Source organism: Psychrobacter sp. SHUES1 (genome assembly GCF_001652315.1).
In the GTDB taxonomy this organism is placed as follows: Bacteria; Pseudomonadota; Gammaproteobacteria; order Pseudomonadales; family Moraxellaceae; genus Psychrobacter; species Psychrobacter faecalis.
On the sequence record NZ_LXWA01000042.1, the window covers coordinates 34,909 to 50,017 of the forward strand.

11 protein-coding genes are annotated in these 15,109 nt (G+C 43.2%); 1 reads left to right on the forward strand and 10 read right to left on the reverse strand.

Annotated features, from left to right (window positions below; genetic code table 11):
• Positions 1–81 precede the first annotated feature (81 nt).
• The 5 genes from A7325_RS05175 to A7325_RS05195 all read right to left on the reverse strand — a co-directional run bounded on the left by A7325_RS05175 (position 82) and on the right by A7325_RS05195 (position 7,584).
• Positions 82–1,806 (reverse strand): putative bifunctional diguanylate cyclase/phosphodiesterase, encoded by a 1,725-nt coding sequence (locus A7325_RS05175; RefSeq protein WP_082894295.1) that lies wholly within the window; start codon positions 1,804–1,806, stop codon positions 82–84.
• Positions 1,807–1,875: 69 nt separating this feature from the next.
• Complete coding sequence (locus tag A7325_RS05180; RefSeq protein WP_068405221.1) at positions 1,876–2,766, reverse strand: 16S rRNA (uracil(1498)-N(3))-methyltransferase; 891 nt, start codon at positions 2,764–2,766, stop codon at positions 1,876–1,878.
• 279 nt (positions 2,767–3,045) lie between these two features.
• Positions 3,046–3,894: a methylenetetrahydrofolate reductase gene (locus A7325_RS05185; protein WP_068405223.1), complete on the reverse strand. Its 849-nt coding sequence runs from the start codon at positions 3,892–3,894 to the stop codon at positions 3,046–3,048.
• Between the two features lie 13 nt (positions 3,895–3,907).
• Positions 3,908–5,332 carry an adenosylhomocysteinase gene (ahcY, locus tag A7325_RS05190; protein ID WP_068405225.1) on the reverse strand — a complete coding sequence of 475 codons (1,425 nt, stop codon included), beginning with the start codon at positions 5,330–5,332 and terminating at the stop codon, positions 3,908–3,910.
• Between the two features lie 314 nt (positions 5,333–5,646).
• Positions 5,647–7,584, reverse strand: coding sequence for a TonB-dependent receptor domain-containing protein (locus A7325_RS05195; protein ID WP_068405227.1), 1,938 nt, complete (start codon positions 7,582–7,584; stop codon positions 5,647–5,649).
• A 459-nt stretch (positions 7,585–8,043) separates the two neighbouring features.
• Between A7325_RS05195 and A7325_RS05200 the strand changes: the two genes are divergently transcribed.
• Positions 8,044–9,933, forward strand: coding sequence for a mechanosensitive ion channel family protein (locus A7325_RS05200; RefSeq protein WP_082894300.1), 1,890 nt, complete (start codon positions 8,044–8,046; stop codon positions 9,931–9,933).
• Between the two features lie 59 nt (positions 9,934–9,992).
• Here the strand turns inward: A7325_RS05200 and A7325_RS05205 are convergent, their stop codons facing one another.
• From A7325_RS05205 to A7325_RS05225, 5 genes are all read right to left on the reverse strand, one after another.
• On the reverse strand, positions 9,993–10,625 hold the full coding sequence (locus tag A7325_RS05205) for a DNA-3-methyladenine glycosylase family protein (RefSeq protein WP_068405231.1): 633 nt from the start codon (positions 10,623–10,625) through the stop codon (positions 9,993–9,995).
• A gap of 135 nt (positions 10,626–10,760) precedes the next feature.
• The gene (locus tag A7325_RS05210; protein ID WP_068405233.1) at positions 10,761–11,492 is read right to left on the reverse strand and encodes a Smr/MutS family protein; all 732 of its coding nucleotides are present in this window, start codon (positions 11,490–11,492) and stop codon (positions 10,761–10,763) included.
• A gap of 216 nt (positions 11,493–11,708) precedes the next feature.
• Positions 11,709–12,596 (reverse strand): indole-3-glycerol phosphate synthase TrpC, encoded by an 888-nt coding sequence (gene trpC, locus A7325_RS05215; RefSeq protein ID WP_068405235.1) that lies wholly within the window; start codon positions 12,594–12,596, stop codon positions 11,709–11,711.
• Positions 12,597–12,725: 129 nt separating this feature from the next.
• On the reverse strand, positions 12,726–13,844 hold the full coding sequence (gene trpD, locus A7325_RS05220; RefSeq protein WP_068405381.1) for an anthranilate phosphoribosyltransferase: 1,119 nt from the start codon (positions 13,842–13,844) through the stop codon (positions 12,726–12,728).
• A gap of 121 nt (positions 13,845–13,965) precedes the next feature.
• Entirely contained in the window at positions 13,966–14,589 is a 624-nt protein-coding gene (locus A7325_RS05225; RefSeq protein ID WP_068405384.1) for an anthranilate synthase component II, read from the reverse strand.
• Between the last annotated feature and the right edge of the window lie 520 nt (positions 14,590–15,109).

A 15,109-nucleotide genomic window follows, 5' to 3' on the forward strand; every position in this document is an offset into this window, starting at 1 on the left:
CGAGCTTATACGCTAAAAACTTAAGCATTATTTAACAATAATAGTAGAAAAATTCAAACAATCTCGCTTTAATAGATAATCCTAAGCACGGTCGTTTTTAGACAAATGTTGCTGCGTAAGCATCTTAGTTGCCTCATCCGCCGTCATCGGTTTACCAAACCAATAACCTTGACCGTACTGACAACCCATGCTGAGCAATAAATCGCGTTGCTGCACGTTTTCGATACCTTCGGCGATAACGTGCATATCAAGCGCTTCTGCTAAATCCAAAATCGCTTTAACAATGGCGCGCTGCGTACGGTCATTGGTAATCTTAGAGATAAAGCTTTTATCAATTTTAATAAAATCAAACGGATATTCTTGTAAATAGCTCAGCGAAGCGAAACCCGTACCAAAGTCATCGAGCGCCAGACAGACGCCAAGTTCTTTAAGTAAATCCAGTTGTTTTTTGACATTGGCATGGCGCTGTATCAATGAAGATTCGGTCACCTCTATGTGCAGTTGGTGAGCGGCAAGTTTATGGCTGTCTAACAAGTTACTGACCAAGTCAAAAAAATCAGGATGGCTAAACTCGGCCGCATCGGCGTTGATACAGATGTGCTGCTCAAAGCCCAAATCTTGCCAAACGGTCAATTGCTTGGCAATTTGGTTCGCCATTTGTGAAAACAGCTCAAACGATAACTTATGAGAAATGACGGCATCCATAAAATCGGCGGGTCTTAGTAAGCCGCGAGTAGGGTGTTGCCAGCGCACCAACGCCTCAAAACCGCTAATCACACCCGTATCTAAGGCAAATTTTGGTTGGTAATAAGGCACAAATTGACATTCGTTGCTGGCCGTCCTAAGCTCAGACTCTAACTGTATATCGTGTGCATTCCTCTCGTTAATCGATTTATGATACCAACAGACATCATCGCCGCCTTGCTGCTTGACGTAATTCAACGCTTTTTCAGCCTTGGTCAATAAGCCGATGAACTCATTGCCGTTTTCAGGAAAATAGCTGACCCCAACCGAAATATGACAATAGACCTGGGCTTCTTTTGCCATGCTGTCATTTAAGAAAAAAGGGCGCTCGCACATTTGCATTAAACTGTCTAATTGATGGCGCACCATGTTGGCATCATTACATTCGAATAATAAAGCAAAGTCGTCACCACCAAAATGGGAAAAACAGCGTAAATTTTCCAGCTCCAACTCGGTGATACGTAAGACAAAATTTTCTACCAGTTTGTTGATGCCATCTGGTCCCAATAAGATAGCAAGGTTGCGATAACGGTCAATGTTAAAACGCACGACCACCACTTCTTGATAGCTTTCTATTAACAATTCACTGGTCTGACTTAAAAATACTTTACGGTTTGGCAGTCCAGTCAACTGGTCATAATTTAACAGATGGGCGACCTTTTTTCTGTTTTTAGCCAACGTCGCCATATTACGTATGGTACCAACGTAATAAGGGGTGTCTTCTAAGTAAATTTTGCGATAGGTGATATGACAGTCAAGTATTTCGCCATAGCGATTTGCCATGGAAAAATCGATTTCACAAAATCCTGTACTGTCTAAACTGTTAATCAGATTTCTAAGCACACCTTGCTCTTCTTCAGACAAAAACTCGGCTGCATAGATACCAAGCGGACGGCCAAGTAAAAATTTTTCTGTATAGCCAAGCATCAGCTCATAGTTCGCATTAACGGATAAATAGCGCAGTTTGTCGTCCAATATAAAGATAGCGTCTTCAAATTGCTCGCACAGCTTGACCAATAATTGCTGTTTATCCGATATTGGCATAGGGGTAAAATCGGTCATAATAGGACTCATAACATCAAATTGAATAATAAATGGCGATGTGGCGATGTAGCGATGGCAATTTGATGCCTACATATTTAAGGTGTGCAGGGTTGCCAACGAAGCCAATGTCGCTAGGGCAACGACAGGCGCAGTTTCGGTACGCAGCACCCTTGGTCCAATTTGCCACGCTGCAAAACCAACGTCAGTAGCTTTGGCGCATTCATCAGCGCTGAGCCCTCCCTCAGGTCCGATTAGTAATTCAACATAAGGCGTCTGTTGTTTCAAAACGACGGGCAGCACCTCAGGCATCAGCGGCTGTCCTGCTGCTGGCACGCTTAGCTGCAGACGTAAATCTGCTGGTTGCTGTAATGCTTGATAGTAGGCATCTTTACTTAGCTCAGCGACGATTGGGCTAACTGTCATCTCTTTGTCGTTTTCGTTGGCCGCTATATTTGACAGCCAGTCATCAATCGATAATGGCGCGAGAATAAGGGGCGGGCGATTAAGGCCGCATTGCTCACAGGCGGCAATCGCCACTTGCTGCCAGTGTGCCAGTTTTTTCTCCACTTGCGCAGGTTTTAGGTTGACCTCACCGTGGTGGCTGGCGAGCAGTTGAATAGCGGTGACACCAAGCTCAGTAGATTTTTGAATGGCGTAATCCATGCGCTCGCCGCGACTCATTACCAGCCCGATTTTAGTTAAGATAGCGGCGTTACGGTCAGTTTCTAGGTGTGATAATAACGTCGCAGTGGCGTGTTTTTTGCTAATGCTATTGAGCTGTACCTGATATTCACCGCCAAAACCGTCAAATAAAATACCTGTGTCGCCGATATTGGCGCGCAGTACACGGCACCAATGATGGACAATACTTTCGGTCAACTCGACGTTAGCACCGATAGCTAAGGTGCTCAGTTGTGGGTAGGTTGGGGCATTTTTATCACTGCTGTCGCTACTAGTGGCATAAAAGAAACGTCGCAAAATTACTTATTCCTATAATGGGAGTCATGATATTTTTCAATATCTTAGCAGAATATCATTTGGGTGGGTAAAGGGATTGTCATATAGTCAGAGCACTTTTAAACCGCTACGGTGTTACCCGCCCTAGATGTACTCAATGTACTATCTGCGGTCGGTCGCCTTGTAGCGATTCTAAAATTCCTTGACTATAAGTAAAATTGGCATAAATGCAATTCCCATACCAAAAAAGACCGGCGCCCCTAAGAACGCCAGTCATTTAACAATACATTCGATAAATATTTAAGCAATAAGTCCGAGTGCTTCGACTAAGCGCTTGTTTGGCTCAACCTTATTCATGCTATAAAAATGCATGGCAGGTACGCCCTCAGAGATTAGACGCTCACACAAACGATAAACGACATCAAAGCCGAACTCACGAATAGCAGCACGGTCATCGCCAAAATCCGCCAAGCGCTTACGCACGTAACGCGGAATATCAGCGCCACAGCTATCAGCAAAGCGTACGAGATTGCTTGAGTTGGTAATCGGCATGATGCCAGCGACCAAAGGCTGCGCTACCGTGTCAATACCGCGTTTTTCTAAGGTATCACGCAGATATAGATAGCTATCGGCATTATAGAAAAACTGGGTAATCGACGCATTGGCGCCCGCTTGGTATTTATTCACCAAATTGTCGACATCAAATTCAAAGCTACGTGCTTGCGGATGCATCTCAGGGTAGGCTGCGACCTCGATACGGAAGTGATCGCCTGAATGTTTGCGGATAAACTTTACTAAGTCTAAGGCAAACGGTAACTCACCCATACCGACCTGACCTGACGGTAAATCACCACGCAAGGCAACCAAGCGTGTGATGCCCAAACTTTTATAAAGATCGAGTAGCTCAGCGATTTGACTTTTGTCATCACCGATACAAGACATATGCGGCGCAATATCCGTGTCACCGCGCGCACACAACGCTTGCACGATATCTAACGTACGGCCACGGGTTGAACCGCCAGCCCCATAAGTCACCGAAAAATACGCAGGTGATAGCTTATTGAGCTCATCATAAGTACTGAGGAGCTTTTCATGGCCTTGCTCGGTTTTGGCTGGGAAAAACTCGAAGGAGAAAGCAGGCTTAGTCACAGTCTGACTCCTATTAGTATTTATAAGCGTCAGGCTTAAACGGACCTTCGACAGGTACGCCTAGATACTCGGCTTGTTTTTCAGTCAGTTTCGTCAATGTACCGTTAAAGCCTGCAACCATTGCCGCCGCAACTTCTTCGTCAAGTTTTTTCGGTAACACTTTAACGTATAAATTATCAAAGCGCTCATCGACTGGCAGCTCAGCGAATTTTTCTTCAAACAGATACATTTGTGCCAATACTTGGTTAGCAAATGAGCCATCCATTACGCGCGATGGGTGACCAGTGGCATTACCTAAGTTCACCAAGCGACCTTCAGCAAGCAAAATCAAATAATCGTTTTCGTCATCCGAGCGGAACACTTGATGCACTTGTGGCTTAATCTCAACCCAGCGCCAATTGTCACGCATAAATTGCGTATCAATTTCGGTATCGAAATGACCGATGTTACAGACGACCGCACCCGGTTTTAGCGCGGCTAACATATGTTTGTCACAAACGTGATAGTTACCGGTAGTGGTAACAATTAAGTCAGTATCTTCTAATAGGCGAGTGTTGATGTTTTCTGCGCCGCCAGTGTTATCGCCGTTGATGTAAGGCGATAATACTTCATAGCCGTCCATACACGCCTGCATAGCACAGATAGGATCAACTTCTGATACACGGACAATCATACCTTCTTGACGTAAGCTTTGCGTTGAGCCTTTACCCACATCACCATAGCCGATGACTAGCGCACGGCGACCAGCAAGGAACATATCGGTAGCACGTTTGATGGCGTCATTTAAGCTATGACGGCAGCCGTATTTATTGTCATTTTTAGACTTGGTAACCGCGTCGTTAACGTTGATAGCCGGTACTTTTAGCGTACCTTTACCCAGCATTTCAACTAAGCGATGGACACCTGTAGTAGTTTCTTCAGAGATACCATGGATGTTATCAAGCATTTGGGCATAATCGTTATGAATCAAAGCAGTCAAATCACCGCCGTCGTCCAAGATTAAGTTTGCATCCCAAAGCTGACCGGACGCTTCGCCGCCAACGTGGATTTGTTGACGCAAGCACCACTCGTACTCTTCTTCGGTTTCGCCTTTCCAAGCATAAACAGAAATACCAGCAGCAGCAATCGCCGCAGCAGCATGGTCTTGAGTTGAGAAGATGTTACATGAGGTCCAGCGTACTTCCGCACCGAGCGCAACTAACGTCTCGATAAGGACAGCCGTCTGAATAGTCATGTGGATACAGCCAGCGATTTTTGCGCCTTTAAGCGGTTGGTCGGCTTCGTAGCGACGACGTAAACCCATCAGGGCAGGCATTTCGGCTTCAGCTAAAGTGATTTCACGGCGACCGTAATCAGCAAGGCTGATGTCGGCGACTTTATAGTCAGTAAAAGAGGGGTCGATCGTATGGGCAGATGGGGTGTTAGACACTGCGTCCATAATATGCTCCTATCAGTTAATAGATAAAAAGAATAAAAACGCAGGTGCCGTTATTTGCGCTGCTCATAACCAAAAATGGTAATAAACAGTTAACCGAGCCTAACATAATGATTGATTTGCAAAGCAATAAAGCTTAAGTGCAGTAATCGATGATTATGGCGCAACACCTCTCGGAGGTCGTTATTGTAATTGATGAGGATTAATTTGTCACCTATTGGCTGATATAAATAATAAGTGGGTAAGTCATAAAAAAAGGCCATCGATTGATAGCCTTGATTATTTATATACATGCTGTGTTATGAAGCTAAATACTTTTAGAACCAGTTATAGGTGAGTGAGGTGAAGAAGTTGGTGCCGTCGGTATTATAACCAGGCAAAGTCACATATTTCTTATTAGTAATATTGTTTAAACGGGCAGTCATTGTTAAATTATCAGTCAATTGGTAATTACCACTGATATTCAACAAGCCATAGCTGTCAACACGTTGTTTATCAGTATTATCAATACCGCTATAGTAATCATCTACATATTGATATTCAGCACGAATATCTAAGCTTGGTAAGCGATATCCGATGTAAATTAAACCCTTATGTTCAGGACGAATGGCAAGAAAGTTACCGTCATTGGCTTTACCACTATCATCTTTAGCTTGCTGATAATCATAACTTCCACCAAATAAGTAGCTATCAAGAACCCAGTCTGATGTTAAGGTTAAACCTTTAATTTTAGCTTTATCAACGTTTTCACTGCTACCGCCAGCATATTTACCATCAGTATCAAATATTGAAACGAAACTAATTAAATCGTCAACTTTATTATGATAGCCGGTTAAGCGTGTGGATTGGAGCCCTGTATTGTACTCAATAAATGCCTCATAGTTATCGCTGGTTTCAGGTTTTAGGTTAGGGTTACCTGAATTTGGGTAATACAAGTCATTAAAAGTAGGGGCGCGAAAGCCTTTTGCATAATTAGCTCCTACTCGAAATTCTGGAGTAAGATGATAGGCTGCTCCTAAGTTATAAGTCGTTTCACTATCAAAGTCAGAGTAATCATCATAACGTACATTAGCTTGGGCATCGATATTGTTATGCGAGACTAAATAGCTTAGGAAGCCGCTTTTTACTTTACGATCATTAGCATCATATACATTTGATTTCAGCTCTTGATTTAAATGTTCAGCACCTATAATGGCTTTACCAATAGGCAACGTCTGAGTTCTCACTAAGCTTATCTGTTGTTGGTTATTATCATATTTACTGCCATTGTTTACATCCGTTTCGTAGGTTGTTGATTCATCAATGCTGTAGCCATAAGTGAATTTAGTACTGCTACTGTCATCAAAATGCTCAAGATAGGCACTAGCAGCTCCATTATTTTGTTCTGCAAAAGCATTCTTTAAAGCGGGGGCATTAGTAAGGTAGTCATCATAAGCGTCAATATCTGTAGTCGACTTTGAATAAAGTCCACTTAATCCAAATTTCAAGCTATCGCTAATATTTTGGCCGAATGAAATACTATAGTTGTCACTTTTAAACCCATCATTATCTGTTTGAGAGGGCAAACTACTTGGTAGTGTCGCATTAAATCCATCTGTCTCTTTACGATTGGCGGATAAACTCAATGTTGTCCCTTTCTCATTAAGAAACTGAGCACTAGTACCATATAAGTATTCGTTATGCGATCCTACGCCAGTAGTTACTGATACATTACTTCTATCGATATTGGCACCCTTAGTGAATACTTGAATCACTCCGCCCATGGCATCAGAACCATAAATACTAGAACCTGACGCACCGTATAGAATTTCGATACGGTCAATTTGATCAGCAGGTAATAAGCTAAGGGTCGCGCCGCCCGCACTAATTGAGCTATAGCGAATACCATCAATAAGTACTAAGATTTGGTTGCTACCGTATCCACGGATGTAAAAGTTTGAAGTAGTACCCGGACCACCATTTGTGTAATGACTTATCCCAAGTTGATGCTTAAGCACTTCAAGTGCACTTTGACCCTGATAACGCTGCAATTCCTCACTATCAATAACCCGAGTCTGAGCGATGACATTACTGGTTTTAGTTGGCGTACGCGTCGCCGTCACGACAATTTTATCAAGCTCAACTTGTGGCAGCTCGCTGTCATTGATAACGCTACTATCAACAGTCGCTGCCGTGGCACTCATAGCACATACGCCTAAAGCACTTAAGATACACAACCGCAGATAGGTGGTCGAAGATGAACGTAATAAAGCCATATTGAATTCCAAAGTTGAATGACAAATTAAACAAAGTAAAAAGTTACAGAAGCGAGAGCCTAAAAGTAAAAAGTTACAAAAAGTAATACGAATTTTACATGCGCTTATTATCTATAAAAGCTACGTACTTATAAACCACTTTGTCCTAATATTTATTCAGCATACGCTGAGTGGTGCTCATGATGAACGAGGAGTTTGTCTAGGTTGCTTCGCTATCTCTAGTATTTTTTTAGCTCTTTCAATGAGCATCAACTGCATTAAAAGCAGGTCCTATTCTAAACGGTAATAAAAAAATGCAATCAAACGCATTGCTGTGATTAATAATTGCTATTATAGTGGCGGTTTTCATTTATTTACTGTGCTGCTCTTCCTAAAGCTAAGAGGTTTGTTTTGTCTATTCAGCGTCATCTGAGTGCTCGTACTGCGCCATCTGCATCATTTATATCTTTAAAAATAAAAATGCCGCTCATGGTAACGGTGTTTTTATTTGCGATGCTATTGAGTGTATTAAGCGTGGTTTTTTCACATAAGGCGCTTGCTGCCGAAGCCAACATATTAGGCGTGGGTGGTCAAACTGAAGAGGTGGTCAATACCTCGGTGCCCGATTCTTTCGGACGTGATACGCCGCGCCATACCGTACAAGGCTTTATTAAAGCGTTGGGCGATAACGACTATCTGCTGGCCAGCAATTATCTAAATTTATCCAAGTCTGATAATCCAACCACTGTGGTACGCCAATTTAAGCAAGCACTCGATGCGGGCGGGCGTTTTCAGCCTGATTTGCAAATTAACAATACGCCTGAGGGAAATTTAAGCGATCAGCTACCGCCAAGCCAAGAAAACGTCGGCGTGATTAATGTGGGCGATAAGAGCGTGCCGCTGGTGCTCGAAAGAGTGGCCTCTAAGCAAGGCGAGCAGTATTGGCAGTTTTCAAACGATACCCTAAGCTCCATACCAGAAGTGATAGAGAATTATCAGCCGACGCTGGTTTCGCGCTACACCATTGACTCATTAGATGGTAAAAAGCTATTTGGTTATCAGATTTCCGATATATTGGCGGCATTAGCCATTATAGTCAGTAGTTTTATCTTCACTTACATCGTGGTTTGGCTGCTCTATTATTTATTAAAACTGATTTATCCTCGCCTACGAGGTGAGACGTTACCTTTACCCAATAATGTGATATTGCCACTGACCGTCGTTATCACGGCGCTGATATTGGCCGAGGTCATGGTTTATGCTGGTATATCAGTGACACTGCGTGAACCGATTAAGCGCTTTACCGACATTGCCTCTTGGGTAGCGACGACATGGCTATTACTGCGGGTTATTGATTCGATATTTACCCGCGCGGTCAATTTAAGTTATAAGAAAAACTATACCGAGCGAGTTTCTATCTTGGGTTTGATGCGCAAGGTGGTCAAAGCGCTATTATTAATCTTTGCCGTTATTGTCATTTTTGGGAATTTAGGATTTGATTTGACCACAGGGATTGCCGCATTAGGGGTCGGTGGTTTAGCCTTGGCACTAGGTGCGCAAAAGACGATTGAGAACTTGGTCGGCAGTGTGGTGGTGGTGGCAGATTCGCCAGTACGCATCGGCGACTATTGTAGCTTCGGCAACCAAGCAGGTACGGTGATTGATATCGGTATTCGTTCATCACGGGTGCGCACGCTGAACCGGACGATTGTGACGGTTCCTAATAGTGATTTTTCATCGATGCAAATTGAAAACTATACCTCGCGGGATATGTTTCATTTCTTGCATAACTTATATATCAAACGCAATGCGGATATTGATGTGGTCTTCAAGATGGTCAAAAAATTAGATCAATTTTTGGACGAGCACGAGCTGACCAATCAGGAGTGGAATCAGGCTAATATTTCGGAGCTGCGCCAAGACTGCTACGTCATTCAGCTGCGCGCTTATATTAATGCTGTCGACTCGATAGAGTTTTATCGCAAGCAAGATGACTTGTTGGTCGATGTGTTGACCCTGGTGAAAAAATACGATGTCGAGCATGCGCTGCCGACGCAGCAGCTGATTGTCAATCAAGCCGAGCTTGAGCCACAACCTCAGCTAGAAACCGTGACCGATGATTCGATAAACGAAGCAGTGGACGCAAGCGATGCGAGTGAAGCAGACACTGATGCCAATAACGACAATGCTGATGAGCAAAAGGCGCTTGATTTAAATAAAAACGCTGACAGTGCGACGAGTGAAAAAGATGCTCGTAAAGACACCACTAAAAAGCAAAAACTACAAAGGCATAAACATCGTCTGTTAAAAAAAGGTAAGTTTAAACACGCCAAAAAGAAATTTGGTTTTTCTATATGGAATCAGCCTTAACATTTTGTGTGGTTATTTTGCTTAAGGTTTATTGAACGTTTTATTTATAAAGCTATGGCTTATAAAGGAATAGCAGTTTTTTGACGTAAAAAACCATAATATTGCCATAACAATAAGCTGGCAGCGCTACGGTGCGGTGACCAATCTTGGGTCAGGTTTTTTAATTGTTTTGGCGTTGGGCGCTCTTCTAAATCTAACAATTCCATCGCTGCGACTTTAATGGCTAGATCATCAACTGCCAGCACATCAGCGCGCTGTAACGAAAATAGCAGATACATCTCAGCGGTCCAGCGTCCAATGCCAACCACAGCAGTCAGGGTATCGATAACGTCGTCGTCGGGTAGGGTTGTTAAGGCAGCAAAATCTATATCGTGCTCGACCAAAGAGCGCGTATAACGAATTTTTTGCTTAGAGAGCCCCTGCGCCCGTAAATCCTCGTCTGTCGCTGCCCGAATCGCTGATGGCGTCGTCAAACCTGCCTCTACCAAGCGTTGCCATATACTGGCTGCCGCTGCGACTGATAACTGCTGTCCAACCATCGCTCTCATTATTTGCGTAAAGCCGCCCGCGTTATGGCGTAAATCAGGCACACCCACTTGCTCATAAACAGACGCAAATCTTGGTTCGAGAGCAATCAAAGCGTTGATATGTGCTTTTAATTCTTGTTTGTTTTCGATGATTTGTATATTCATAGAGAAATCACTTACTAAAAAATATGCAGCAAAATGATAGGAAGATTTATCAAAGCGCGACTACAAAACGAGAGGGTGAACCTTTGATATAAAAAAGGACTGCATGGTGGCAGTCCTTTTTTTCGATCTATAATTTTATTCTTTATCGGTCTTGGTTTTTTTAAGTAGTACCAGTACCGCACCATTGCCACCATCTTTCGGCGGAGCCGAGCAAAATGCCAGTACTTCTGGCAGTTGACGTAACCAACCATTGACGCAGGTTTTTAAAATAGCCTCAGAACCTTTACCGTGGACGATTTTCACCACAGTTTCATTGTTTTGCTTGGCTTGGCTGAGCAGTTGGGTCATTGCATCGCGCGCTTCTTCAATGGTGCAACCATGGATGTCTACCGCATCATACCAGCGTAGCTTACCTTTTTTAAGCTGATCAAAGATTTTGTTTTGTAAGGTCGGCTGCTTATAAGACAAATAAGCTTCGCCGGCGACAGGATTTAATAGCGCTTGCATATCTGACAAGCCTGCGCCCAAATCACCAGCTTCGCTCCCTTGAGCAGCCGCACGTTTTGAAAGCGTTGCAGCGTCAGGCCTACCTGCTTTAGAGGCGTTGGCAGGTGTGCGCACGTTTTTGTCTTTTAGCTGGTTGACGCCATGCATCGCTTGCATAAATAGCACTTTATCGTCGTCGATATGTTCGCTATCTAATTGCTTGACCGTTTTTTTGACTTGTTTTTGGGTCAAGAGCGAGACAGGTTCGGTTGGTTTTTCATTTTCACCTTCTGGTGAATTGGTATCGCGACCTTTACTCAGTTGCCCTTTAAGCTCTTTTAATTGGTCTTGCATTTCTTTTGAAAACAGAGAGTTTGACATAATAATTAACGTATCGTTGGTGAGTGAATGAGTGATTTAATAATTGGTGGTGTGTCAAAAAGTATGCTGGTTAAAACTTGAACAATTTTTGAAGCCTTGAAAGCCCTATAGAATCAGAGAACTTAGCATAGATTTCTTATTGACTTCTATCGCCAGCATACTTTTTAGAACACCACCTAATAATTTATATCGTACATAAAATAGATGTGGTTTACTTTACGCCTGTGCTGCGACGCTCGCAAGTAAGGATTGTAACGCTTGTCCGGGATGATCGGTCTTCATAAACTGCTCGCCGATTAAAAAATGCTGAATATCATGATTGAGCATCAAACGAATATCATGACTGCTATGAATGCCACTTTCGGTGACAATAAGCGGCCGTTCTAGACGGTCATTGGGGTTGGCAGCGAGCGCATCATCGATAGCCAATTCGCGCAGCAGGGTATTTTTTAAATCAAGCGTCGTTTGTAAGTCGACATAAAAGGTATTTAAATCGCGATTATTAATACCGTAAATATTATGCGCTGAACGTGGCAACTGTAGCGCACGCTCAAGCTCATCTGCTGTATGAACTTCAATCAACACATCCATACCCAGCTCAATGCTTAGCGCATGCAGCTCTTGTACTTGCGCGTCATCAAGACAGGCCATAATCAATAAAATACAATCAGCGCCCATTAAGTAAGATTGGTAAATCTGATAAATATCTACCATAAAATCTTTGCGCAATATCGGCAAGCTGCAAGATTCGCGCGCTTGGATTAAGTAGCTGTCATCTCCTTGGAAATAATCACGGTCGGTGAGCACCGACAGACAACTGGCTCCCGCTTGTTCGTATTGCTTAGCAAATTCTGCAGGCGCAAAGTTATGATTAATAATTCCTTTAGACGGCGAGGCTTTCTTAATCTCCGCAATGACACCAATATCGGCGCTGCGTAAAGCATTGGCAAAACCGCGACGGGGCTTTGTATCAGCAGCAACTTGAGACTTTAATGCCTCAAGCGATACTGCCGCCCGAGCAGCAGCAACTTCCTCATGTTTGGTGGCGACGATACGCTGCAACACTGAAGGAATCGCGGTGTCTGATTTTGGCTTGGCGGTCATGGCTATATTCCGTTATTTGGTAAAAAAATTAGGGTAACAATTAGGCTAATAAATTAAGGCTGCATACATAGTTGCGATTAATAAGGTTATGAGCCACGTATTTCTTATTAATTTTAGGCATTTAGCTTATTAAGCTTGGTCAGCTAATTGCTGCGTATATTTGGCTAAGTTATCAAGCTTAATCAAAGCGTCACCATTTTGAATGACTTTTTGGGCGCGGCTCACGCCATTCGGATAGTTGCTGGCAAGTCCTGCGGTATATATCGCAGCTCCGGCATTTAAGGCAATCATATCACGGGCTTTTAGAACAGCGCGGTCATTAGTATCTTCACCTGATAAAGCGGCACGAATCAGCTCAAGACTCTGTGATGGGGAATCGACATCAAGGCCAATTAAGGTTTGTGACTCGACACCCGCATCTTCTGGCATCATCTCATAAACAGAGATTTCACCGTCTTTTAACTCGGCTACCGTGGTTGAAGTTGCAAGACTGATTTCATCCAAACCATCTTTGGCACCGACCACCATTACATGACGCGCGCCCAGATTTTTCATCACTTTTGCCAAAGGCTCACATAACTGGGCGGTAAAGACGCCGATGACCAGATTTGGCGTGCCAGCAGGGTTGGTCAGTGGACCTAAGATATTAAAAATCGTCCGCGCTTTTAACTCACGGCGTACCGGATTGGCGTAACGCATTGCGCTATGGTGGTTGGGTGCAAATAAGAAGCCAATCCCTTGATTCTCAATACACTGCTGCGCTTGCTCTGGTGTCAAGGTTAGGCTAATACCGGCTTGCTCAAGTAAGTCTGAGCTACCAGATTTGGTCGAAACGCCGCGGTTACCATGCTTCGCAACTTGTGCCCCTGCTGCGGCTGCGACCAAGGCAGCGGCTGTCGATACGTTAAATAAGTTAGCGCCATCGCCGCCAGTACCGACGATATCGACCATATAATGACAGTCTTTTGGGCTGATATTGGCAGCTAAGTCACGCATCGCACTGGCTGAAGCCGTAATCTCATCGATGGATTCGCCTTTCATCCGCAGGCCCGTCAAAATCGCGCCCATCATGGCATCGCTGCATCTGCCTTGCATGATGATGAGCATGACTTGATACATCTCATCAAAGGTCAAATCAATATGCTGAAAAATCCTGCCTAATGCGGTGGTCAGAAGCTTATGAATACTCTCATCTGGCAGCTGATTGATGCTCTCAGCATTTTGCAGGCTTTGCTTATCTTGATTCATGATTGATTTTTTGTCCTGCATAGCGGCAGCGGTCATAATATTCTCACTTATTATTATCTTTTATAGTTGTCGTTTAAATACATTCATTGGATTAAAAAATAGGGTTCGTCTTTTAAAACACTTATCCTACTTTTGGTAAATTATCTGAGGATAAAACTGCTAACTGATGCATTTGTAAAAAATTATTCAGCAGCTGATAACCCGCTTCGCTTAAAATCGACTCAGGATGAAACTGGACGCCCTCAATCGCAAACTCGCGGTGGCGAATGCCCATGATTTCTTCGATATTGCCATCAGCATTTTGAGTCCAAGCGCTAACTTCAAAGCAGTCGGGTAAGCTTGCTTGCTCAATCACCAATGAGTGATAACGGGTAAACTGGGCTGGATTTGGCAAGTTGGTAAAAGCGCCTTGACCATTATGATAAATAGCCGATAACCGCCCATGCATAACCTCGCTTGCTTTGACGATTTTACCGCCAAAGGCTTGACCGATTGCCTGATGACCCAAGCAAATACCTAATATCGGGATAATGCCTTTAAAGGTCGCAATCACCTCTAGCGAGATACCAGCACTGTCAGGGTCACAGGGGCCGGGACCAATAACAATGGCATCTGGCGCAAGTGCTTTAATCTCATCAATACTGATTTCATCGTTGTGCCAAACGCTGATGTCCTGCTGCAATTCACCGAAGTACTGTACAATATTGTAGGTAAAGCTGTCGTAATTATCGATCATCAAAATCATCATTTGTTCAACTTATTATCTTTAACCTAGTGTCTTAATCTTGGTGTTCTTAGCTTCGTGTTCTTAGTGTAGTGTCTTTAATTCAATAGGTTCAACAGCGATGCGATTTTAAACGCTGTTATCTTAACACTATTTCGTTATCTATCAAACGTAGCGCTGTTGCACGCTGATAGTAATAAATGCTCTATAAAGGTGCATTACTAAGTTAAACTTTCTAAATTTTGCACTGTTATGGGACGTCATTTAATATATTCATCTTTGAGTTTGCTAGCTATACATAGCAATTGCTATGCAAATAACGCTTTAATATAAAAGATTTATATTACGTAAATGTTTGTATTTATTGTAGATAATTATTACTTTCAGCCTTTGGAAATTTTAAAAACTTGATGGCCCAAAGATGAGTTGGCATAGTAGCTGCAATTCTTATAGGTGTGAATAGCTCGCTATTAAAGCGATGTAATATTATTTACCAAGATGCATTTGAAGAGTTCAGCATTATTGGCCAGATGTTGCTAAA

Bases quoted from the DNA above. Each gene is read 5' to 3' on its own strand.
- A7325_RS05175 (WP_082894295.1), bottom strand. From the start codon at position 1,806: ATGACCGATTTTACCCCTATGCCAATATCGGATAAACAGCAATTATTG.
- ahcY (WP_068405225.1), bottom strand. From the start codon at position 5,332: ATGGACGCAGTGTCTAACACCCCATCTGCCCATACGATCGACCCCTCT.
- A7325_RS05195 (WP_068405227.1), bottom strand. From the start codon at position 7,584: ATGGCTTTATTACGTTCATCTTCGACCACCTATCTGCGGTTGTGTATC.
- A7325_RS05200 (WP_082894300.1), top strand. From the start codon at position 8,044: ATGCCGCTCATGGTAACGGTGTTTTTATTTGCGATGCTATTGAGTGTA.
- A7325_RS05205 (WP_068405231.1), bottom strand. From the start codon at position 10,625: ATGAATATACAAATCATCGAAAACAAACAAGAATTAAAAGCACATATC.
- A7325_RS05210 (WP_068405233.1), bottom strand. From the start codon at position 11,492: ATGTCAAACTCTCTGTTTTCAAAAGAAATGCAAGACCAATTAAAAGAG.
- trpC (WP_068405235.1), bottom strand. From the start codon at position 12,596: ATGACCGCCAAGCCAAAATCAGACACCGCGATTCCTTCAGTGTTGCAG.
- trpD (WP_068405381.1), bottom strand. From the start codon at position 13,844: ATGAATCAAGATAAGCAAAGCCTGCAAAATGCTGAGAGCATCAATCAG.
- A7325_RS05225 (WP_068405384.1), bottom strand. From the start codon at position 14,589: ATGATTTTGATGATCGATAATTACGACAGCTTTACCTACAATATTGTA.